The 20940-nt window shown below is 72.2% G+C and carries 27 protein-coding genes and 1 pseudogene; 25 read left to right on the top strand and 3 right to left on the bottom strand.

Annotation, left to right across the window (positions count from 1 at the left end; translation table 11 throughout):
* The first annotated feature begins 272 nt into the window (after positions 1–272).
* From secA2 to FB454_RS20700, 4 genes are all read left to right on the top strand, one after another.
* A complete protein-coding gene (gene secA2 / locus FB454_RS20685) occupies positions 273–2567 on the top strand; it encodes an accessory Sec system translocase SecA2 (protein ID WP_145823298.1) in 2295 nt (764 codons plus the stop codon).
* Between the two features lie 179 nt (positions 2568–2746).
* Complete coding sequence (locus FB454_RS20690) at positions 2747–3487, top strand: GAF and ANTAR domain-containing protein (RefSeq protein WP_013286038.1); 741 nt, start codon at positions 2747–2749, stop codon at positions 3485–3487.
* A gap of 76 nt (positions 3488–3563) precedes the next feature.
* Positions 3564–4067: a DUF2231 domain-containing protein gene (locus FB454_RS20695; RefSeq protein WP_013286039.1), complete on the top strand. Its 504-nt coding sequence runs from the start codon at positions 3564–3566 to the stop codon at positions 4065–4067.
* A 51-nt stretch (positions 4068–4118) separates the two neighbouring features.
* Positions 4119–4871 carry a class I SAM-dependent methyltransferase gene (locus FB454_RS20700; RefSeq protein WP_145755613.1) on the top strand — a complete coding sequence of 251 codons (753 nt, stop codon included), beginning with the start codon at positions 4119–4121 and terminating at the stop codon, positions 4869–4871.
* Here the strand turns inward: FB454_RS20700 and FB454_RS20705 are convergent.
* Positions 4849–5829, bottom strand: a complete 981-nt coding sequence (locus FB454_RS20705) for a DUF3500 domain-containing protein (protein ID WP_049800121.1) — start codon at positions 5827–5829, stop codon at positions 4849–4851. The two genes, FB454_RS20700 and FB454_RS20705, sit on opposite strands and share 23 nt — an antisense overlap.
* Positions 5830–5852: 23 nt before the next feature.
* Positions 5853–6245, bottom strand: coding sequence for an ankyrin repeat domain-containing protein (locus FB454_RS20710; protein ID WP_145755614.1), 393 nt, complete (start codon positions 6243–6245; stop codon positions 5853–5855).
* Between the two features lie 70 nt (positions 6246–6315).
* Here FB454_RS20710 and FB454_RS20715 point away from each other — a divergent pair, with 70 nt between their 5' ends.
* From FB454_RS20715 to FB454_RS20805, 19 genes and pseudogenes are all read left to right on the top strand, one after another.
* Positions 6316–6693 carry a cupin domain-containing protein gene (locus tag FB454_RS20715; protein ID WP_120570125.1) on the top strand — a complete coding sequence of 126 codons (378 nt, stop codon included), beginning with the start codon at positions 6316–6318 and terminating at the stop codon, positions 6691–6693.
* 104 nt (positions 6694–6797) lie between these two features.
* On the top strand, positions 6798–7250 hold the full coding sequence (locus tag FB454_RS20720; protein WP_145755615.1) for a cysteine dioxygenase: 453 nt from the start codon (positions 6798–6800) through the stop codon (positions 7248–7250).
* Between the two features lie 38 nt (positions 7251–7288).
* Positions 7289–7780 (top strand): rhodanese-like domain-containing protein, encoded by a 492-nt coding sequence (locus FB454_RS20725; RefSeq protein WP_145755616.1) that lies wholly within the window; start codon positions 7289–7291, stop codon positions 7778–7780.
* 52 nt (positions 7781–7832) lie between these two features.
* Positions 7833–8405, top strand: coding sequence for a winged helix-turn-helix domain-containing protein (locus tag FB454_RS20730; protein ID WP_145755617.1), 573 nt, complete (start codon positions 7833–7835; stop codon positions 8403–8405).
* A 293-nt stretch (positions 8406–8698) separates the two neighbouring features.
* Positions 8699–9310: a winged helix-turn-helix domain-containing protein gene (locus FB454_RS20735; RefSeq protein WP_123110435.1), complete on the top strand. Its 612-nt coding sequence runs from the start codon at positions 8699–8701 to the stop codon at positions 9308–9310.
* A 98-nt stretch (positions 9311–9408) separates the two neighbouring features.
* Positions 9409–10039: pseudogene (locus tag FB454_RS20740) on the top strand (nucleoside/nucleotide kinase family protein).
* Between the two features lie 182 nt (positions 10040–10221).
* Positions 10222–10620, top strand: a complete 399-nt coding sequence (locus FB454_RS20745; RefSeq protein ID WP_123110437.1) for a TraR/DksA family transcriptional regulator — start codon at positions 10222–10224, stop codon at positions 10618–10620.
* 47 nt (positions 10621–10667) lie between these two features.
* Positions 10668–11543, top strand: a complete 876-nt coding sequence (locus FB454_RS20750; protein ID WP_145823299.1) for a DUF72 domain-containing protein — start codon at positions 10668–10670, stop codon at positions 11541–11543.
* A 57-nt stretch (positions 11544–11600) separates the two neighbouring features.
* Entirely contained in the window at positions 11601–12512 is a 912-nt protein-coding gene (locus FB454_RS20755) for a tyrosine-type recombinase/integrase (protein WP_145823300.1), read from the top strand.
* Between the two features lie 69 nt (positions 12513–12581).
* Positions 12582–12887: a hypothetical protein gene (locus tag FB454_RS34955; protein ID WP_222433934.1), complete on the top strand. Its 306-nt coding sequence runs from the start codon at positions 12582–12584 to the stop codon at positions 12885–12887.
* A complete protein-coding gene (locus FB454_RS20765) occupies positions 12884–13123 on the top strand; it encodes a hypothetical protein (RefSeq protein ID WP_145823301.1) in 240 nt (79 codons plus the stop codon). The genes FB454_RS34955 and FB454_RS20765 overlap by 4 nt, the downstream gene beginning before the upstream one ends.
* A 178-nt stretch (positions 13124–13301) precedes the next feature.
* Positions 13302–14561 (top strand): AAA family ATPase, encoded by a 1260-nt coding sequence (locus FB454_RS20770; protein WP_120568635.1) that lies wholly within the window; start codon positions 13302–13304, stop codon positions 14559–14561.
* A 128-nt stretch (positions 14562–14689) separates the two neighbouring features.
* Positions 14690–15115, top strand: a complete 426-nt coding sequence (locus FB454_RS20775) for a hypothetical protein (protein ID WP_145823302.1) — start codon at positions 14690–14692, stop codon at positions 15113–15115.
* Positions 15116–15189: 74 nt separating this feature from the next.
* Positions 15190–15603 (top strand): hypothetical protein, encoded by a 414-nt coding sequence (locus FB454_RS20780; RefSeq protein ID WP_120568637.1) that lies wholly within the window; start codon positions 15190–15192, stop codon positions 15601–15603.
* Between the two features lie 299 nt (positions 15604–15902).
* A complete protein-coding gene (locus tag FB454_RS20785; protein ID WP_145823303.1) occupies positions 15903–17333 on the top strand; it encodes a phage major capsid protein in 1431 nt (476 codons plus the stop codon).
* A 5-nt stretch (positions 17334–17338) separates the two neighbouring features.
* Positions 17339–17683 carry a hypothetical protein gene (locus tag FB454_RS20790; protein ID WP_145823304.1) on the top strand — a complete coding sequence of 115 codons (345 nt, stop codon included), beginning with the start codon at positions 17339–17341 and terminating at the stop codon, positions 17681–17683.
* Entirely contained in the window at positions 17680–17889 is a 210-nt protein-coding gene (locus FB454_RS20795) for a hypothetical protein (protein WP_145823305.1), read from the top strand. Before FB454_RS20790 ends, FB454_RS20795 begins: the two co-directional genes overlap by 4 nt.
* A 165-nt stretch (positions 17890–18054) precedes the next feature.
* Positions 18055–18354 (top strand): hypothetical protein, encoded by a 300-nt coding sequence (locus FB454_RS20800; protein ID WP_145823306.1) that lies wholly within the window; start codon positions 18055–18057, stop codon positions 18352–18354.
* 54 nt (positions 18355–18408) lie between these two features.
* Positions 18409–19152, top strand: coding sequence for a hypothetical protein (locus FB454_RS20805; RefSeq protein ID WP_145823307.1), 744 nt, complete (start codon positions 18409–18411; stop codon positions 19150–19152).
* 80 nt (positions 19153–19232) lie between these two features.
* Here FB454_RS20805 and FB454_RS20810 read toward each other — a convergent pair whose 3' ends face one another.
* Entirely contained in the window at positions 19233–19487 is a 255-nt protein-coding gene (locus FB454_RS20810) for a hypothetical protein (RefSeq protein ID WP_145823308.1), read from the bottom strand.
* Positions 19488–19895: 408 nt separating this feature from the next.
* Between FB454_RS20810 and FB454_RS20815 the strand changes: the two genes are divergently transcribed.
* A complete protein-coding gene (locus FB454_RS20815) occupies positions 19896–20297 on the top strand; it encodes a hypothetical protein (protein ID WP_145823309.1) in 402 nt (133 codons plus the stop codon).
* A 71-nt stretch (positions 20298–20368) separates the two neighbouring features.
* Entirely contained in the window at positions 20369–20704 is a 336-nt protein-coding gene (locus tag FB454_RS20820; RefSeq protein ID WP_120568645.1) for a hypothetical protein, read from the top strand.
* Positions 20705–20940: the final 236 nt, after the last annotated feature.

Raw genomic sequence — 20940 nt, forward strand, 5'->3', positions numbered from 1 at the left:
CGCTGCCTCAAGCGCTACATCGTCCGCGAGATCCACACCGCCCTCCTCGCCGACTTCACCACCCTCAACACCGCTTGACTTCTATAGGAGCATCCCCCACCCCCACCCCACCCGCCCCCCTTTCCAGGGCGTCGATCATGAGGTTGGCGGCGACAAAACGGACGCCGGACGCCGCCAACCTCATGATCGACCGAAGCGGACGCGAAGGGCGGAACCCGGCGCGCGGCGGGCGGGGGTCACAATCGGCTCCGGTTCGCGTACCGTTGCCGCTCATGGGTGTGTCGCAACGGTTGAAGACCAGGTTCCGCCGGTTCCTCCAGCGCCCGGGGACGACTGTCGACCTGGCGCCGCTGGAGAAGCTGCTGCCGGCGATCGAGGCGCGCGAGGCGGACCTGGAGCAGCTCTCCGACGCCGAGCTGACCGAGGCCGCCGGCCGGGCCACAGGCTACGAGGAGATCTGCGCGATCGGCCGCGAGGCGGCCCGGCGCGGGCTCGACCAGCGCCCCTACGACGTGCAGCTGCTCGGCGCGATGGCGCTGCTGTCCGGCAAGGTCGCCGAGATGGCCACCGGTGAGGGCAAGACGCTCACCGCGACTGTCGCCGCGTACGGGCACGTGCGGCTGGGCAACGGCCCGGTGCACGTGCTCACCGTCAACGACTACCTGGCCCGCCGCGACGCCGAGTGGATGACGCCCGTCTACGACCTGCTCGGGCTGACCGTCGGCTGGGTCAACGAGGCGTCCACGCCCGAGGAGCGGCGCGCCGCGTACGGCTGCGACGTCACCTACGTGTCGGTCAGCGAGGCCGGCTTCGACTTCCTGCGCGACCAGCTCGTCACCGACCTGGCCGACCGGGTGCAGCCGCCGCTGAAGACCGCGATCGTGGACGAGGCCGACTCGATCCTGATCGACGAGGCCCGGGTGCCGATGGTGCTGGCCGGTGCGGTCGGCGGCGAGCAGGACCCGGTGCACGCCGCGGCCGCGCTCGTGCGCGGGCTGCGCAAGGGCAAGCACTACACGGTCGCCGAGGACGGCCGCAGCGTCGCCTTCACCTCGGTCGGCCTGGCCACCGTCGAGGCCAAGCTCGGCGGCATCGACCTGTACGACGAGGAGCACGTCGGGCAGCTCTCCGCGGTGAACGTGGCGCTGCACGCGCACGCCCTGTTGCACCGCGACGTGGACTACATCGTCCGGGACGACTCGGTCGAGCTGATCGACGAGATGCGCGGCCGGGTCGCCCAGCGCCGCCGCTGGCCGGACGGGCTCCAGGCCGCGGTCGAGGCGAAGGAGGGCCTGGACGCCACCGCCGAGGGCGAGGTGCTGGGCACGATCACCGTGCAGGCGTACATCGCGCTCTACCCGACTGTCTGCGGCATGACCGCGACCGCGGTGCTCGTCGGCGACCAGCTCCGCGAGTTCTTCGGCCTCGAGGTCGCGGTGATCCCGCCGAACACCCCCTGCGTCCGCGAGGACGAGCCGGACCGGATCTACGCCACCCGCGCCGAGAAGGAGGAGGCGCTGGTCGACGAGATCACGCGCTGCCACCAGGCGGGGCGGCCGGTGCTGGTCGGCACGCTCGACGTCAAGGAGTCCGAAGGGCTGGCCGCCGCGCTCAACGCCGCCGGCGTCTCCTGCGTGGTCCTCAACGCCAAGAACGACGACGAGGAGGCCGGCATCATCGCGGAGGCCGGCGCGTACGGCGCGGTGACGGTCTCCACCCAGATGGCCAGCCGGGGCGTGGACATCCGGCTGGGCGGCAGCGACCAGGCCGACCGGGACCGGGTGGCGGAACTGGGCGGCCTGTACGTGATCGGCAGCGGCCGGCACGACAGCCGCCGGGTCGACGACCAGCTCCGCGGCCGGGCCGGCCGGCAGGGCGACCCGGGCGGGTCGGTGTTCTTCGTCAGCCTGGAGGACGACCTGGTGGTCCGGCACGCCGGCGACACCGTGCCGGCCTCGCCCCGGATGAACGCCGACGGCCTGGTCACCGACCCGCAGGTCGACTACGCGGTCGAGCACGCCCAGCGCGTCGCCGAGGGCGTCAACCACGAGATCCACCGCAACACGTGGCGCTACAGCCAGGTGATCGAGCAGCAGCGCAAGGCGCTTGCCGAGCGCCGGGAGCGGCTGCTGACCAGCGACATCGCCGCGCTGATGCTGCTGGAGCGGGTGCCGGAGAAGGCCGGCGAGATGGACGAGGACCTGCTCGCCGACGTGGCCCGCAAGATCGCCCTCTATCACCTGGACCGGCTCTGGGCCGACCATCTGGCCGAGCTGTCCGAGGTACGCGAGGGCGTGCACCTGCGGGCGCTGGGCCGGCTCGACCCGCTCGACGAGTTCCACCGCAGCGCGGTGCCGGCGTTCAACGCGCTGGTGCCCGAGATCGAGACGCGGACCGTGGCCACGTTCGAGGAGACCGAGTTCGACGAGGGCTGGGAGCCGGACTCATCGAAGCTGGTGCGCCCGAGCGCCACCTGGACGTACCTGGTGCACGACAACCCGTTCGGCTCGGAGCTGGACCGGCTGATCGCCTCGGTGGGCCGGCGGCTCATCTCCGGGTCGCGCTGACCCGCGCCGAAGGCCCCTTCCGGTGTAACCGGGAGGGGCCTTTTTGCGCGGTTTCGCCCGCGGTCTGCGAGGGTAGTAGGCCGGGGCCCGGCCACAGGAGGGACGGACATGGGACAGGCAACGGTGCCGGACGGGGAGACCGCGTGGACGTACGCGGGGACGGTGGAGGCCCCGGCCCGGTGAACCTCGACACGCGCCAACCCATGATCGACAACCTCGGTGTGCTGGAGACGGCCGCGCTGCTGCGCGAGCTGACCGCCGGTCTGATCGGCGTGGCCGGGTTCGACGAGGCGCTCGACCGCCTGGTCCGGATCGCCCGCGACGCCGTGCCGGGCGTGGACTGCTGCGGCTTCACCGCGCTGCGCGCCGGTGAGCCCGCCGGGGTGGCCGCCTCCGACCCGGACCGGGCCGAGCTGGACGACCTGCGGCACGGCCCGGACACACCGGCCCTGACGGCGATCCGCCGACGGGAGATGATCATCGCGGGTGGGCTGTCCGACGAGACGCGCTGGCCGGCCTGGAGCGAGCGGGCCCGCGTGCTCGGCGTCCACGGGGTGATCTCCGCGCCGGTCGACGTGGACGAGCAGGTCATCGGCGCGATCAACCTGTACGCCGAGTCGCCCGACGCGCTCACCCCCCGGCACCAGCTCACCGCGATGCTGCTCGCCGAGCACGCCGGGCTGCTGCTGGCCGCCGCGCGCGACCGTGAGCGGGCCGCCAGCCGGGCCGGTGAGATCGACGACTCGCTGCTGGCCGAGGGAGTGGTCGGGCAGGCCGTCGGCGTGATCATGACGCAGCGCGGCTGTCCCGCCCCGGAGGCGCTGCGGGTGCTGCGCAGCGCCGCGTCCTCGCTGGACATCCCGCTGCGCGAGGTGGCCGAGCGGCTCGTGCTGACCGTCTCCCGGCCCCGGGACAACTGAGCGACAGTCGTTTCACCCCGCGGTGCCTCGGGTAGCACTCTGGACTGGTGAGCTGCGCCGACCTGGGGAGGAAGCGATGCAGAGCCGACTGCGGGTGCAGGGGCATCCCATCCAACCGATGCTTGTCACGTTCCCGTTCGGCCTGTTCGTCTGCGCCGCGGTCTTCGACCTGGCCGACGTGGCGGGCGGTCCGGCGTTCCTCGGTGAGGTGGGCTACTGGACCGCGGTGGCCGCGCTCGTCGCCGCCGGGCTCACCACCGTCGCCGGCCTGGTCGACCTGTGGGACGTCCGTGCCGGGCGCACCAGCCGGACCGTCCTGACGTTCAATCTCGTGAACGCCGTGATGGCGGGGCTGTTCCTGCTGTCCTGCCTGATCCGGGCGAACGCCCCGCAGCGCGGCGCGAACGGCGCCCTGCTCGCCGCCGAACTCGTCGCGCTCGCCGTCGGCGCGGTCGGGGTGGCCCTGGGCGCGCGGCTGATGCAGCAGTTCGACCGGGCCACCGAGCCGACCGGCTTCGAGACGTTCGGCGACGTGCCCCCCGGGTCCACAGTCGAGATCGCCCGTCCGCGCCCGTTCTGACCCGGCCGAAATCCGTTGCCGCGGCCGTCGGCGGGCGGCAGGCTCGCGGGCATGGTCCGCACGTTCTCCGAACTCGTAGCCGAGGCCGAGGCCGCGCCGGTGGAGGGCTGGGGCTTCGACTGGCTGCGCGGCCGCGCCACCGAGGAGCGCCCGCCCTGGGGGTACGCACGCCTGGTGGGCGACCGGATGGCCGCCGTGAGGGCGGCGCTGGACGTCGACACCGGCGGGGGAGAGGTGCTGGCCGAGGTGCCCGCGCCGCCGCCGCTGCTGGTCGCCACCGAGGCGTGGCCGCCGAACGTGCCGGTGGCCCGGCGCAACCTGCGTCCGCTGGGCGGGACAGTGGTACGGGTGGCCGACCGGCCGCCGCTGCCGTTCCGGGATGCCGCCTTCGACCTGGTCGTGAGCCGTCATCCGGTGCACACCTGGTGGGACGAGGTGGCCCGGGTGCTGCGCCCCGGCGGCACCTACCTGTCCCAGCAGATCGGCCCCGGCACGGTGCGGGAGCTGAGCGAGGCGATCCTCGGGCCGCTGCCGCCACCGGAGCACCGGCACCCGGAGGTGGCGGTCGCCGACGCGCGGGCCGCCGGGCTCACAGTCGTCGACCTGCGCGAGGCGACGCTGCGTACCGTCTTCCACGACGTCGGCGCGGTGGTCTGGTTCCTGCGCAAGGTGGTCTGGACGGTGCCCGGCTTCACAGTCGGCCGTTACACCGACGAGCTGCGCCGCCTGGACGAGCGGATCCGCGCCGAGGGACCGTTCGTCGCGTACGCCCGCCGTTTCCTCATCGAGGCGCACCGGGGCTGAGCGGGCCGGGCCGGTGCGCCTCGGCGTGGTGCGCGGCCAGCACGTCGGCGCCGAAGTCACCGGCGGGGCGGCGCAGCACGGTGTGCGCGTGGTTGCCGTCGTCGGTGGTGTTGTCGTACTCGATCAGCAGGTCGTCGCCCTGCACCCGGTAGTAGTGCCGCCGGCCCGGCTCGACCGGGCCGGCCCAGGCGAAGTGCAGCTCGCCGCCGTCGAGCCGGTCGGCCTCCCGGGCCGCCAGCTCCGGCGGCAGCCGGTCCAGGTAGAGCGCGACCAGCCGGTCGAGCAGCGCCCGGCCGGTGGGCCGCAGCCGCCCTCGGGGTACGCCGGGCGGGTCGAGCCGGCCCGGCGCGGTGGCGCGGGTGGCGCTGATGATGTCGGCCGGCGCCTCCTCGGCGATGATCGCGGCGGACCGGCCGGCCGGTCCGAGCACGTCGAGCAGTTCGCGGGCCAGGTCCTCCTCGGGGCCCAGGGGCCGGGAGACCGGGCGCCCGGAATGCCGGACGGTGGCCGGGTTGGCGCCGAGGAACACCGGCGCGGGGGAGACCCGGTCGTCGGCGACTGTCATGCTCACCGACAGGTGGTGTCCCTCGAACCGCCACGCCCAGTCGTCGTCGCGGGCCGGGTCGCCGAAGACGGCCACCCAGTAGTCGCCGCTGTGCCGGCCGCGCCGCCAGTCCTCGGCCCGGTCCAGCACCTCTTCCAGGGCCATCACGGCCATGGCCTGCGCGTACGCGGCCGGGCTGAGCGCGGTGGCGAGCAGCCGGTGCGCGGCCTTGCGGGCGGTGACGTCCAGGCCGGCGAGCGTGACGCCGGGCCGGGGCCGCGGCCGGTACTCCAGCCACCGGCGGGCCGGCTCGTCGTCGAAGGCGTGCCGGGCGGCGTCGCGGGCCGGCTCGTCCAGTGCCGCCAGGAACGCCGCGGCCGCCGTGCGCATCTGCTCGGGTACGGGATCCTCCACCGTCCCTGTATACCGCCCGCCGCTCACGCGCGGCCGAGCAGCGCCAGCATGTCGGGCAGCTCGAAGAACCGCGCGGTCTCGACCGCGGACGGGGCGCCGTGGTCCGGGTCGGCGCCGGCGTCGAGCAGCGCGCGGACCGCCGCCTCCTGGCGCCGGAACACGGCCGCGGCGAGCGCGGTCTGCCCCCTGTCGTTGACCCGGGCCGGGTCGGCGCCCCGGGCCAGCAGCGCGGCCACCGTGTCCGGGTGGGCGTGGTACGCGGCGAGGATCAGCAGCGTGTCGCCCTTGGCGTTGGTGAGGTTGACCGGCAGCCCGGCGTCCACGTTGGCCGCCAGCTCCTCGGTGGCGCCGGCCCGGGCCAGGTCGAACATCCGGTGGGCGAAGGCGATGGTCTCGGCGTCGAGTTCGTCGGGCATCCGCCCAGGCTATGGCGTCGCGGCCGGACGCGCCTGGTAGCTTGCGCAGCCGGGCACGGGAGGCGCGCGCATGGACGATCGGGTGTACGTGGGCAACGCGGCGGTGGACGGCGCGACCGACGCGGGCTGGCTGCTGGGCCACTTCAAGCCGGCCGGGGACGTGCGGCACAGCACCGACGTCGAGGTGAAGTGGGGCGTGCACCCGGCGGGGGAGACCCGGTCCCGGTGGGCCACCGGTGAGCGGCGTACCGCCCTGCTGGTGCTGATCAGCGGCGCGTTCCGGATCGAGTTGCCGGACCGGACGGTGGTGCTGCGCGCGCCCGGTGACTACGTGGTGTGGGGCCGGGGCGTGGACCACTCCTGGTACGCCGAGCGGGAGTCCACGGTGCTCACGGTCCGCTGGCCGTCGGTGCCGGGTTACAAGGTGGAGCCGCCGGTGCGGCGGTGAGTGCGCACCTCGTCCCAGCATTCGGTATTACCTACTAAACCGATAGGCTTTACCGTCTAAGCTGGGGGAGCACATCCGCTCCGCACCGTGAGGACGTCCCGCCGATGACCAGCACCGTTCCCGCCGACCTGCTCGCCGTCGCCGCCCGCTGGGCCGACCCGGACGGCTGGCCGGTGCCGCTGCGCTTCGGGGCGTCCGAGCGGTGGTACGCCCGGCTGGACGCCGGCGACGAGCACGAGGTGTGGGCGCTGAGCTGGCTGCCCGGACAGGGCACCGGCCTGCACGACCACGGCGGCTCGTCCGGCGCGTTCCTGGTCGTGGCCGGCGTGCTCACCGAGGAGACGGTGAGCGGCGGGCGGCTGCGCCCGCACCGGCTCGCCGCCGGAGCCGGCCGGCGCTTCGGCGCCCGGCACGTGCACCAGGTCACCAACCACGGCGACGAGCCCGCCGTCAGCGTGCACGTGTACCGGCCGGCGCTGACCCGGATGACCCGCTACCACCTCGTCTCCGGCCGGCTCCGGGTCGCCGAGGTGGCCCGAGCCGGTGTGGCCTGGTGAGCCGCACAAGCAACCCCGACGAACGGAAGGACGCCACGATGGCGCAGACCCCCACCCGCACCGAGCGCTGTCCGGTCCCGCCGCCCGGCTCGCGGGGCATCGACGAGATCCTCGCGGCCGCCCGCGCCCGCCTGCGCCGCCTCGACCCGGAACAGGCCCACCTGGCGTGCCGGGGCGGAGCGCTGCTCGTAGACATCCGCCCGGCCGCCCAGCGGGCCGCGCAGGGCACAGTGCCCGGCTCGCTCGTGGTCGAACGCAACGTGCTGGAGTGGCGCTTCGACCCGCGCTGCGCGGCCCGCCTGCCGCAGGCGACCGGCTACGACGTCCCGGTGATCGTGCTCTGCCAGGAGGGCTACACCTCGTCGCTGGCCGCCGCCGCGCTCCAGGACATCGGCCTGCACCGGGCCACCGACGTCGTCGGCGGCTTCGCCGCCTGGCAGATCGCCGGCCTGCCCACCCTCGGTCCCACCCCGCCGACCCGACCCTCGTCCGCCGCGCCCCCGGTCACCGCCGGCGGGGCGCTCCGCTGACCGTCCCGCCGCATCCGGCGGGGCGGGGCGACCGCCCGCACAGGAGGCTCCCATGTCCGTCGTCGCCCTCACCACCCGTCCGGCCCGATCGGGCCGCCCCGACCGGGCCGTGCCGCCCCGGCCGCGTACCGCACCGACGCTCACCATCACGCTCGACCTGGGTACCGGGCCGCTGACGCCGGGCCTCGCGCGCCTGGTCGACCTGCTCGACGAACTGGCCGCCTCCGGCGAGGGACTGGCCGCCTCCGCGGAGGGGCCGGCTGCCCGTACCGTGCTCGACCTGCGCCGCGGCGACGCCGCCGCCCCGGCGGCGCCCGTCCCCGGCGGCGTGCGCATCCTCACCGGCACCCGGCGGGTCCGGCACGGCGGCGCCGAGATCCCGCTGACCCGCATCGAGTACGACCTGCTGCTGTTCCTCGCCGAACATCCCCGCCGCGTGTTCACCCGCCTGCAACTTCTCGCGAACGTCTGGGGCTACGAGCATGCCGTGGCGCGCACCGTCGACGTGCACGTGCGCCGGCTGCGGGCCAAGTTCGGGCCGGACACGCCGCTGGTGACCACCGTGTACGGCGTGGGCTACCGCCTCGCCGACGACGCCGCGATCGTCGTGGACCGCGACGCCTGACCCCCGCCCGGCCGGCACGCGGCGCACCCCGGGATCGGGTGCGCCGCGTTCACGTTCGCCGCTGATCCGCCACTGTGAACCCCCGGGGAGACCCCCCGTACCACCGGCGAATCGGTGCTCTGCTGTAATCAACGGGCCTCGCACGCAGAGCGAGCGCACGGCTGCGATGTGTTCGTCAAATGTCACATTCATGCAACGCGGCCGCCCCTTGACCCTCGCAGAGACGCCGGGAAGCATCGATGAAGCGGCGTCCCGGGCCGTGGGGAGATACCCGGACCAGCCCAAGGAGGACCATGTCGGTCAGCCCCGCCTCGTCGCGCGCCGGATGGCATACGTCCCAACCCGCGGTCCCCGGTCGTCCCCCCGGCGGCCAGCGTCGTCCCGCCAACACCGCCGCCGCGCCCATGCTCACCGTCACCCTCAACATCCCCCTGGCCTGCGAGGAGTCGCTCACCCCGGCCGCCCGCCGGCTGCTCGACGCCGCCCGCGAGATGCTCGAACGCGGCGACGCGGTGGTCAGCGCGGGCACGGTCCCGGCCGAACGCCGGCCCGACGCCGTCCCGGCCGGCCGCGCTCCGGCGCGTCCGCTCGCCCCGACCATCCCGACCCTGCACATCCTCGCGTCGTCCCGGTCGGTGCTGCGAGACGGTGAGCCGCTGCCGCTGACCCGCCTGGAGTTCGACCTGCTGCTGCACCTGGTCGCCCACCCGCGCCGGGTGTTCACCCGGCTGCAACTGCTCAACGCGGTCTGGGGGTACGAGCACGCCGGCGTCCGCACCGTCGACGTGCACGTACGCCGGCTGCGGGGCAAGGTCGGTGTGGACGTCCCGCTCGTCACCACCGTCTACGGCGTCGGCTACCGGCTCGCCGACGACGCCCGGGTCACCATCGACCGCACCGGCTGACCACCGGAACCACCACCCGACGACCGCCGCCGGACGGAGCCCCGACCGCCCGGAGCGATCATGTGGTGACCGGCGCGCCCGCGCGGCACGATGGTCCGATGCGCGTGCGCCCGATCAGCCCCGACCTGCTCGTCATCGAGCTGGCCGGGCGTCTCGCCCGCACCGGGACGCCCGGCCGGCTGCGGGTCGCCGTGGACGGCCCGCCCGCCGCCGCGCCGGACGCGCTCGCCGAAGCGCTCGTCGACCCGGCTGCGCGCCGCCGGCCGGCCGGTGCTGCACGTCCGCGCCGACGACTTCCTCCGCCCCGCCTCGGTGCGCCTGGAGCACGGACGCACCAACCCGGACGCGTACTACGAGGGCTGGCTCGACGAACCTGGACTGCGCCGCGAGGTGCTCGACCCGGCCGGTCCGGACGGCTCCGGCCGGCTGCTGCCGTCGCTGTGGGACGCCGCCGCCGACCGGGCCAGCCGCGCCGCGTACGTGGATCTGCCGCCCGGCGGGGTGGTCCTGGTCAGCGGCGCGCTGCTGCTCGGCGGCGCGCTGCCCTTCGACGTCACCGTCCATCTCGTGCTCTCCCCGGGGGCGCTCGCGCGGCGCACCGATCCCGCGCTGCGCTGGACCCTGCCCGCGTTCGCCCGCTACGCCGACGAGGTCGACCCGGCGTCCTTCGCCGACGTGGTGGTCCGGGCCGACGACCCGCGCCGTCCGGCCCTCGTCGAGGCCGTCTGACCAGCCGCTGCGGACTCACCGGAAACACTCAGGAAACAGCCGGTTTGGCCCGCCGCGGACGGGGGTAATCGCCCGGCTCACAGAGCACGGGTGATCTCGTCGCCCGCGCTTGGACAGTCGGACCGGGTCCGGGGCGCCGGCCGCCCCGGTCCGGTATGAGGACGTAGGAAAGGCAGGCAGCGATGCTCGTCCACGACACGACAGCCACCGGCCGCTCCCAGGCGGAGGTCGACCAGATCCGGCAGTCCCTGCGGTCGCGGTACGACGAGCTGACCGCCGAGTACGAGCACACGCTGGCGCAGAGCCACGTGCTGCGGCTGGTGGAGGTCGGCGACACCGCCGGCGACGACCAGGCCGACAGCGGCACCAAGACCGCCGAGCGGGACACCGCCCAGTCGCTGCTGCGCACCATCCTTGAGCGGCGGGCGCAGTTCGAGCACGCGCTGACCCGTCTGGACGAGGGCACCTACGGCTTCTGCGAGGGCTGCACCGCGCCCATCCCGGTGGAGCGGCTGGAGATCTTCCCGTCCGCCACCTCCTGTGTGGCCTGCAAGCAGACCCGGGAGCGGCGGGCGGCCTGAACGCCGTTCCGGTTGCCGGTCGGTCCCCGACGCGGTGGACTCCTGCCATGGGTGAGATAAAGGTGGGCACCGCCTCGTGGACCGACCGGACCCTGCTCGACTCCGGCTGGTACCCGGCGAGCGCCGACACGCCGGAGAAGCGGCTGTCCTACTACGCCAGGCAGTTCCCGCTGGTCGAGGTGGACGCCACCTACTACTCGCCACCGGCCGAGCGGACCGCCCGGCTGTGGGCCGAGCGCACCCCGGCCGGGTTCACCTTCAACGTCAAGGCGTTCAGCCTGCTGACCGGCCACCCCACCCGCGTCTCCGCGCTCTACAAGGACCTGCGCCCCGAGACCGACAAGCGCAACGTCTACCCGGACGACCTGCCCGCGCAGGCGTACGAGGAGGTCTGGACCCGGTTCCTGTCCGCACTCGACCCGCTCGTCGAGGCCGGCAAGCTGGGCGCGTTGCTGTTCCAGTTCCCGCCCTGGTTCACCATCAAGCGGGCCAACAAGCAGTACCTGCTGGAGGTGGCGCGGCGGTGCGCGCCGCTGCGCCCGGTCTTCGAGTTCCGGCACGCCTCCTGGTTCGACGGCGACAACGCCGAGGAGACGCTCGGTTTCCTGCGCGAGCACGAGCTGCCGTTCGTCTGCGTGGACATGCCGCAGGGACACAAGTCGTCCATTCCCCCGGTGCTGGCGGCCACCGCTGACCTCGCGGTGGTCCGGTTCCACGGGCACAGCGACAAGTGGACCAGCAAGGACATCCACGAGAAGTTCGGCTACGACTACTCCGAGCGGGAGCTGCGCGACTGGGCGCCGAAGCTGCGCGAGCTGGCCGGCCAGGCCGAGCAGACGCACGTGCTGATGAACAACTGCTATCGGGATTATGCGCAGCGGAACGGGCAGCAGCTACAGGCCCTCCTATCTGCGGAAACATAGGTGGGGACACAAAATCGCCCTTGGTACATCGCTGATAGTGCCGATAGCTTCGCGCTCATGCCTCACCCTGATTTCAGCTCCCTCGCCGATTCTTGGGAACTGTCGTTGCGCGCCGACGCCTACTCCGACAACACGATTAAGTCGTACCTGCGGGCGCTGCGCAGCCTGGCTGCCTGGCTGCCGCCCGACACCGCCCCGAACGAGGTGACTCGCGATCACATCCGAGGATGGATCGTCCACCTCCGCGAGGCGACCTCATCCGGCACCGCCCGGTCCTGGTTCGCAGGCGTCCGGCACTTCTACCGCTGGGCAGTTGCCGAAGGCGAGTTCGACACCGACCCCACGGCGGGCATCCGTACCCCACCCCCGAACGACCCGGTGACGCCGACGCTGCCCGCCGACGCGATCAAGGCGCTGTTGGGCACCTGCACCGGGGGCGACTTCACCGCCCGCCGCGACACCGCGATCATCTACGTCCTGATCGACTGCGGCCTGCGGCTGGCCGAGATCACCGCGCTCACCGTCGATGACGTCGACATCCGATCCCGCACCATCACGATCGTCGCCGGGAAGGGCAGCAACAGGTCCGGGCCGCGCCGCCGCACCATCAGCGTCGGCGTCAAGGCCGCGCGGGCGCTCGACCGCTACCTGCGGGAGCGTCGGCGGCACCCGTACAGCGAGCTACCCGCGCTGTGGCTAGGGGGTAGGGGACGGCCGACGCTCACCAGCGACGGCATCAAGGCGATGTTGCAGCGGCGAGCCGCTGCCACCGGTATCGGCCACATCCACCCCCACCAGCTACGCCACACATGGGCGGCGGCGTTCCGCGCCAACGGCGGGGAGGAGGGCGACCTCATGGCGTTGGGCGGCTGGCGCTCCCGGGCGATGCTGGACCGCTACGGGCGGGCGACAGCGGCGGAGCGGGCACGCGCGGCCAACGCCCGACTTTCGCTTGGGGACCGCCTCTGAACCGATGTAGGGTCGCTGCGGCAGACCCGACCAGGAAGCCCTAGCCCCACAAGGAGGGGGGCACCCCTGGTGACGGCTGCGAACGATTCCAACATCGCCCGGATCTCGGGCCGCGCAGGCGGCTACGCATCATGGGCCAACACCGCTGACGCCGACATCCCGGCGCGCATGGCGGCTACCTGGCGCGGGCGATCCGCGCGCTTCGAACGCGAAGTTGATCCCGACGGCACCATGGACCCCGTCGAGCGTGCGCGGCGGGCACGGCAGGCAGAGGCCGCCTACATGGCGCGGCTGGCGCTGCGGTCCGCGCAGGCGCGGCGGGCGAAGGCCGCCGGTAAGCGGAAGCCCGACGCCGAAGGCGGGGCAGCCGCATGACGGCGCAGCGGCGACCCACCGCCACCGCCGACTCGGACGCCTTCCGGGCAGCCGCCTACCGGGCCGCAGCCGCCGTCCGCGACGCGCAGACACTAGCCGCCGACCGGAGCATCCGCCCCCCGCTGATCTTCGAGAGCGACAGGGCGGCGTGGGCGGACCTGCGCGAGGCCGCTGATCGGCTGGTCGCTCTGATCGCCGAGCACGAGCCGGCCGAGGTAATCCCGCAGGCCTCATGAGACACCGCCGCCCTCCCGGTTCACCAGGCCGGGAGGGCGGTCGGATCAGCAACACAGCAGGCGACCCCAGCAGCAGCACGGATCAAGCACTACGAACAGCGGGCGTCACGTCCCAGCGTACCGGCGTGACACCAAGACCAGGAGCTCCGATCGGTGCGCGGGAACGCAGGAGCTCAACATGATCGACTCGTTGCCAGATGATCTGCGCGCCGGGTTCGCTGAGGACGACGACGCCGCGTGGGCGGCGATCGAAGTGCAGGGGTACGCCGAGCTGCAGGCGTCGGAAGCCGCGACCCCGGCTGTGAATGGCACCCGCCCGCCGCAGGATCAGCAGCCGCCCGCCCCCGGCGGGCCGCTGGCACCCCGCCAGGTAGACCTCGGCCCGTACCTCGATGGCACCTACTCTCCGCCGCTGCCATCCGTAGGCGGGCTACGCGACGACAACGCCGCCCTGCTGTACCCCGGCATGTGGCACACCGTCATCGCCCTCAACACCGCCGGGAAGTCCTGGTTCGCCCTCTGGCACACCGTCGCCGTGCTCCGCGCCGGGCAGACCGTCGTCTACGCCCATTTCGAGGAATCGACGCCCGCAGGCACCCTTGATCGGCTGCGCCAGATAGCCCCGGACCTCACCGCCGAGGAGCTACGCGAGCGGTTTGTATGGCTGGACTGCACCCGGCGGTGGGAGCCCGGCGAGTTCGCCATCAACCTGCCCCCTGCCGCCGCCCTGGTCATCCTCGACGGGATCAACTCCGCCTGCGCCAAGCACGGCTGGCCGGTCGATAAGCCCGAGGCGGTAGGCGCATACCGGCAGTTGTTCGTATCACCCGCCGTCCGCCTCGGCGCTGCCGCCCTCAGCCTCGGGCACCCGCCCAAGGCCCGCGACCGGCAGGGAGAGCGGCACGGCTTCGGCTCTACCGCCTGGCTAGACGAGGTAGACGGCGTCGGCTTCCGGCTGGAAGCGTCGCGGCGGACGCCCATCCACCTCGGCGGGCGCGGTTACAGCCGCCTGTTCACCGTGAAGGATCGATACGGGCAGGTTGAGGTACGCGGCACCCTGGAGGCGGCCCGCGAGCCGGGCTGGTACTACATGGGCGCGTTCACCATCGACAGCTCACCCGGCATAGGCAACACCGCCGCGTACTTGATCGCCGCCGACCCGGCGCAGGTAGCCGAGCCGCCCACCGACGCCATCGATGCCCTCGGCGCGGAGGTGATCGACCTCCTGGCGGGCCTCGATGATCACCGCTTCGGGTCACAGCGGAAGCTCGGCGACCTCCTACGTGCCGCAGGGGTGCGCGTAGACGACAAGATCCTCGGCCCCGCCCTGGAACGCCTCGCCATGCGCGGGCAGATCGAGTGGCCGCAGGTGGAGGCCCGCCGCGCCCGCCCCGGCTGGCTGCCCAAGATCCGCACCGCAGTTCAAGTAGATGAGTAGGGCCTGTCGTGCTGCGGTGCTGCGGTGCACCTAAAGGCGTGCACCGCACACCGCAGTTCACGACCCTGCGGTGCACCGCAGCACACCGCAGTTTCACCGCACACCGCAGACGGAGAGGAAGGACCAACATGGCCACACTCACCCTGACGAAGCTGTGGATCAACCACGCCGGAACAGGCGCAGCCATCGCCGCACACAGCGCACCCGGCCGCACCCGCACCATCACCACACCCGGCCAAGTACAGACGTACGCCGCAGGCACCCGCCGCCCCATCGCCGCAGGCACCCGCGACGACACCTACACGTTCACCCTCCGGACCTACACGTTCACCCTCCGGCTGATCACCACCGCCCAGCTCGACACCCTCACTAGCTGGATCGGGCAGCCCGTCCAAATCCGCAACGACCGAGGACTACTCCTCCACGCCACCTACTTCGCCATCGACACCGCCGACATCCGAGGCGAACACCGCTACGACGCAACCATCACCGCCCACACCATCGGCCCACCCGACGAGCCAGGCCCTGGTTCTTTAGACCCCCGCCGGGCTTAGGCCACGCATCGCCTGAGGATTTTTTTACACGCCGCAGTTTTTGTAAAGCATGATCCACAACAAGAGGTTTGATCATGGTCACCATCGAAGTTCAGCTCCCGGAGGCGGTAGCCGCCCGCCTGGCGGATGCCGCCGCTACCGCAGGTGCGCCTGTAGACCGATTCTCGGCGGCGCTGCTGGCGATGCTGCTGGAGCAGGGGGTGTTCACCCCGGACGGGCCGCCACAGGGCGCGACAGGGCCGCGCGCCGGGGCGGGCGGGGCGGAGACGCCGGATGAGGCGACGGTCGCGGCGCTGGCGCTGGCCTTCCTACGCGACGACCGGGAGGGGGCAGCGGTGATCCTGCGGGATACGTCGCTGCCGCTGCTGATCGCCTGTGCGATGGGCTGGTGGAACGGGATCGGCGTCGAGGAGCACGGCGTCGAGGGTTGGGAGGCCCGCCTGGCGGCGTTCCTCGCGGAGGCGGCGGCGCGGCGCGCAGGCGGGTAGCCGCGCTCGCGGTCGGTGATCACTCGGCGTAACTTCGACATCGATCTCGGAGTCACAGCCGAGTTCACCCCTTTCCCGACTCGCTGGGACGGGCTGCTAACGCGGGTGAACGGACCCGCCCGGCCCGGCTGGTTGGGCATGTGCACGGAGCACCGCGTGGGCGACGGATGAGGCGTCGGGCGGGCTCCCGTTGAAGCGCTAGCACCTGGTCACCCACGGATGAGGGGGGTCGGCAGGCGGCAGCCGCTCCGGGATGGCTCGCGGCACACCTCGATCAACTACTCATCACGAGGTGTGACATGACACTGGACGACCTGATCCTTCAGATTGAGGTCGAGAAGGCGATGGCGGTGCAGCGCCGCGACACCGCGACTGCCGCCGTCAAGCGCATCCTGTCCCGGGCGCAGGCCGAGGGACGCGACTACCTGACCCCCGACGAGGACGACGCCATGAAGGCCGAGTCGGAGAAGCGGGAACGCGCCACCGCTGACATCAAGGGCATCGACGCCAAGCTCACCCGCGCCCGGCAGGCGCAGGCCGACGAGGCGCGTATCGAGGCCGACCAGGCGCAGCGACAGGCAGGCGCACAACCGAACGGCCGCGCCTTCGAGGAGACGATCGGCGGGCGGCGCAGCGGCCCGGCCGACACCGGACCGCGGTGGGTGCGCCGCACCGACGACAAGCCCGCCGTCGTAGCGCGCGGCCAGCGGTTCGCCGACCACACCATCGTCTCGGAGTACGCGGCCCGGCGGGCGATGCAGGATCAGCACATCGTCGGCCACCACGGCTCCCTCGGCGAGATGGTGCGCGCCATGTCCACCACGTCCGGGTCGGCGCTGGTGCCTACCGTGTGGGCGGGCAACATCATCGACCGCGCCCGCAACCAGTCGCGGGTGCTCCAGGCGGGCGCGCAGGTCGTCCCCATGGACGCGAAGACGGTGCAGATCGGCCGGCTCGCCGGTGATCCGACGGCGGCGTTCCGCGCCGAGGGGTCGCTGATCGCCACTTCCGATCCGACGTTCGACAACGTGACGCTGGAAGCGAAGACGATGTCCGCGCTGGTCGTCGGCTCGCTGGAATGGTTCCAGGACGCGGAGAACGTAGACGAGGTGGTGTCCAACGCCATCGCGCAGGCCATGGCGACCGAGCTGGACCGGCAGGCGCTGTTCGGTGGCCTGACGACCGGCGGCGAGGTAGGCGCTACCGGCTTCAACGCCACCTTTCCGACGCCGCCGAACCCGCGCGGTGTGCTGGCGACGCTGCTGGCCGTCGCTTCCTCGTCGGTGCTCGGTTCGGGTGCCAACGGAACGGCGATCACAGGCGCGACGCCGTGGAACGAGATCCTGGACACGATCTTCACCGTCCGCCAGTACAACGAGGAGCCCAACGCGATCCTGTGGAACGCGAAGATGGCGCAGAAGCTGGCGAAGACGTACGACACGACGGGGCAGCCGCTGACGATGGCACCCGACGTGGCCGGGCTGGAGCGGTACATCACGAACCAGATCCCCAGCTTCACGCAGGGCACCGCTACGGGCACCGCGACGGATGTGTTCGTCGGCGACTGGACGCAGCTCCTGATCGGGCAGCGCCTGGACGTGACGATTCAGACCCTGACGGAGCGGTACGCCGAGTACGGGCAGGTCGGCATCGTCGCGCACTGGCGCGGTGACGTAGCCCTCGCCCGACCGCGCGCCTTCTCCGTCTACCGCTACCTGATCGGGGCGTGATCAACATGGCTACGGACAACAGCGCGCCGAAGGCGGCGCAGGCCAGCACCGCCGCCGCCCGCGAGGAGCGGGCCGAGGACGCGCGGGCCGAGGAGCTGCGGGAGCTGGCGCAGGAGATGCACGACGCGACCATCCGCCGTCCCCGGGGCGGTGCGCCGGTCGCCCCGGCGCATGTGTACGCGGTGCACCCCGACACCGGCGACGAGGTCGTGTTCGTGCCCGGCGAGCTGCTGCCCGAATGGGCAGCGCAGGCAGCCGCCGGGGAGGGCCGCTACGAGCGCGGCGACGACGGCGTGGTGCGGGTGCACCTGGACGCCCGCAAGGGCGCGAAGGGCGGCGACGCCAAGTGATCCCGTGGCGGCTGGTCGACAAGGTGCGCGGCACCGGGCGCAGTGATCTCGCCGGGGGCCGCTGGCGCGACGAGGCCGTCGGTGCCAGCGGCACCACCGCGCACCCGGGCGGCGTTCTCGTCGATGGCGTGCTGTGGCGGCTGGACGGCGAGCCGCCCCGCGCGGTGTCGAAGGGATGGGGCGACCTGTCCTGGACGCGCCGGTAGGCGCGGGCGCGGCCTGGGCCGTCCTTCCTAGCAGGCTGCGCCCACAGCGGCGGCGTCCCGCCCCGACTTCCTCCCGGGGCGGGACGCCTCCACGTCGCGGAACACACCGCTACCGCCCGCCGTTGCGCGACGCCAGGTGTTGCCCGGCTGCGGGAGAATGGTGGCGTGACACCACGCCTTACCTGCACCATGCTCTGCGTCCTGCTCACTACCCACACGTCGCAGTTCGCCACCTACAAGGGGATTCCCGACCCTGATCCGTTCGACGGTGCCGTGATCATGGCGACCGCCAACGCCCCGAGGTGGCAGGCAGCCGAGTTCCCGGACATCTTCGACTCAGAGGTGCCGTCGCTCGGCGTGACGATCCCGCTGCCCACCAACGCCGCCCCTGCTGCCAGCGGCGCGGCGTTCACCCTCGGCCACGGCGAGCTAGGCCAGCTTGGTCGGAACCTCCTGGGAGGCTGATGTCCTAGCAGCAGCGGCATTTCGGACATAGACGTGGTGTCCTACCCTGGCGCGGTGCTTGCCGCTGAACTTCCGAAGGTCACCGACTGGATGCAGGCGTGGGGCAGTCTCATCGGTGTCTTCGTCTCCGCTCTCGCGGTCATCATCACTGGCCTGCTGCTGCGGCACGAGATGCGCGCTCGCCGCCAAGACAAGGAGGACCGAGACGCCGCGCAAGCCCGGCTGGTTTCAACCCGCCTTGAACTGCCGGAAGTGGGATTGAACGGCTATGTAGAAAACGCCATCGTGACGTTGAAAAACCACAGCGATGCCCCGATCCACGCGCTGACAGTGGTGCTGCGGGAGGGCGGTAGCGATGAGGAGAGAGGCTTTGTCGGCCTCGATGACGCTGACAGCCCTTATCGCTTTGAACCCTACGTGTCGCCCGGCGAAGAACTTCAGTTCGTGTACGGCTTTAACGTCGAAGTGGACCCCGGCGACTTGATGGTGTTCGGCGAAATACACATCACATTCATCGACGCGTCGGGGCTTTCCTGGTCGAAGGTGGACACGAAGGCCCCGGTCCGACTACACGGGCTGAACGGCAAGCCCCGCAGGGGAGACACGTTCTGGTCAGTGCTTTGGGTCTATCTGTGGCCGATATCTGCGCCGGTCGGTGCCGTCGCCCGCTTCCGCGACGGGCTACGTTTGCGGGCGCAGGAGAGCCGCCAGGCAGTGATGCGCCACATGGGGAACAGCATCAACAGGCGCAATTCGAAGCGATATGCGGCGCTCAATAGAAGAGCGGGCAAGTCTTGAGACAGGGCAGGGCGGCCCGCCGTCCTGCATCTCGGAGGCGCGCCGGGCCGACTTCTCTGATCCGAGCCGGACCCTGAGGATCAACCCTGCTGCTGCGTTGCCTTCCGCTTTGCCGCCTGCCGCCGGAACTCCCCGATGGTTGCTACTGCTACCTCCGCTGCACCCAGCCAGCCGTCCGCCTGGTCGTAGCTTGGCGCGGCATTGATCGGTATGCCGTCCACCTCCACCATGCCGTTGTCGTACGCGGTGACGGTGATGGTCAGCGTCAGACCCTTGTCCTTCTTTGTTGGCTGAACCCGCATGAATTCGCGGATGCGCTTGAGTGATGCAGGCATGATCCTCCTCTGCTCCTTATCCCACTCTGTCGGAGGCCCGCCTTCCCCGGCGCTAGGCGTCGCGCTCCCGAGCTGGGCTTGAGTCCTCGCCGGCTCGCTTGCAGTAGCCATGATCGATGTCCTCTCGACCAGCCCTACCGACGGGGGTTACGACAGTAACGCGAGCAGACGACAAGCGGCCGCCCGCTACGTCCGGGTCGCGGCCCGGATCACCTAGCGCTGGCCGGATGCCCTCCAGCACGAACGCCTTGTGATCGTTCTCCCGGCCGACCTCCCGATCGAAGGCCGCCCCGCGCCCGGTGCCGCAGATGGTGCGAAAGTGCGCGGTGCTCCCTTCTACGTCCAATCCGGACAGCCCCAAGCTCGGGACGCACGCACAGCAGCAGCCCAGATCAGGGAGATGACCGGATGGCTACCACGACCCGCACTCGCAAGACCGCCGCCGCTACCCCCGCGCAGGCCGAGACCGCCCCCAAGGCTGCGCCTGCCGCCCCGGCGCAGCGCACCCGCACCCGCAAGGCCAAGGCCGCCCCGGCGCAGCCCGAGACGCCCGCACAGGCCGCCGCTGCCGCCGCGCCCGCCGCCGACAAGCCCGCGCCGACGCCCCGGCTCAACCAGGCCGAGATGGTGCTGGCCTTCCTCACCGCGCACCCCGACGAGAACTTCGGCCCGGCTGCCGTCTCCAAGGCCATCACCCCCAACGGCCGCAAGCCGCTCGGGGTGCGGGACTGCCTGGCGCGACTGGCGCGCGACGGCAAGGTCACGCAGACCGCCGACAAGCCGCTGCGGTACCGGATCACCGCAGCCTGACCCACAAGGCGGCCCCGGGGTAGCGGTGCAACGCCGCCCCGGGGCCTTGATCGCCGCTAGGAGGCGACCCAATGCAACACGCTACGTCCCCGCCCACAGGGCCGGTACCCCGCGCCTACCCGCTGCCCCGCCCCACCAGCCTCGCCATCGACGGGCCGATCCTGTCCTTCGGATTGCTGGTCGACATCGCCGACGCCTTCACCGCCCACGGCTTCCCGCGCCCGCAGGGCCGCGACTTCGTAGCCCTGCGCGAGTGCGTCGCCTGGTTCGCATACGCATCCGACGAGCCCGGCGACCTACGGGACGTCCAGATGCCCGACGGACCGCCGCCGCCCCTGCCCGCAGGCGTTGAAGGCGTGCCGGTAGGGCAGCGGCACCCCAGCAACGAGAGGGGGTACCGGCAGTGATCGCCCTCACCGACGAAGAAGCCCGGATCGTCGCCTGCGCCCTATCCGACTACCTAGAGGAGGTAGTCGCGGAGGGGGATTACCTGGCAGGCGCAGACGACCCCGCCATCCGGGGGAGGGGGCGGGATGTGGACACGCGAGCGCAACAGGTCCGCGACCTGCTGATCAAGCTCGGTGCCCCCGACGAGCACTGGCGCTGGTTCCCGCAGGCACCCGACACCCTGCCCGACAGCCTG

Source organism: Micromonospora sp. CNZ297, assembly GCF_007827625.1.